Source organism: Candidatus Thiosymbion oneisti, assembly GCF_004359955.1.
Lineage (GTDB): Bacteria > Pseudomonadota > Gammaproteobacteria > Chromatiales > Chromatiaceae > Thiosymbion > Thiosymbion oneisti.
On record NZ_SMSC01000126.1, the window covers coordinates 1 to 644 of the forward strand.

The window sequence follows — 644 nt, forward strand, 5'->3', positions numbered from 1 at the left end:
GCGGGCAGTCCCGGCACTGACTGGCGGGACGGCTGTAGCGAGTACGCCGAATGCCGTTCTTCTGGTGCGGCTGACCGCGCGGGGGCAACAACTCGCCGGCGGGGCAGCTATAAGCATCGGTGGCACCGTTGTAATGGAAATGCTTGCCACTGAGGCGGCCCTGGCTGGCGATGGCCTTGTGCTTGTCCGGGATGGGGACATAGACCGTGGCGTTGGCCTCTTGGCAGGCGGCCAGTTGCGCCTCACTGGAGTAACCGCTGTCAGCAACCACCGTGATGTCGTTGACCGACATGACTTCCATGGCCGCTTGGCATTGACCGCTGAGCGGGTTCTGATCGTTCCCGGCGTTGGTGACCTCGTGGTGCACGATGAGCTTATGTTTGTCATCGACACTACTTTGCACGTTATAGCCCGTCACATGCTGGTTGCCCTTGTTCAAAGCGCGCGCATCGGGATCAGTCCGGGAAAACTGGGTCTCACCGCTTGCCTCCAACGGCTTGAGTTGGGCCGGCTTGCGCGCCTGGCGTTCCTTGAGCTTCTCCAACTTGTCGGCAAGCGCGGGGGCGTCACCGAGCCCGTCGCCCACGTGGTTTTCCTGCTCGTCATTGGTATCAAGGTCCTGCGTGTAGGCTTCCAGATCACGT

Annotated in this window: 1 protein-coding gene; it reads right to left on the reverse strand. The window is 61.6% G+C overall.

Annotation, left to right across the window (positions count from 1 at the left end):
* Positions 1-644, reverse strand: a 644-nt coding sequence (locus E1958_RS19725) for a transposase (RefSeq protein WP_166664718.1), incomplete at both ends; no start/stop codon positions are given.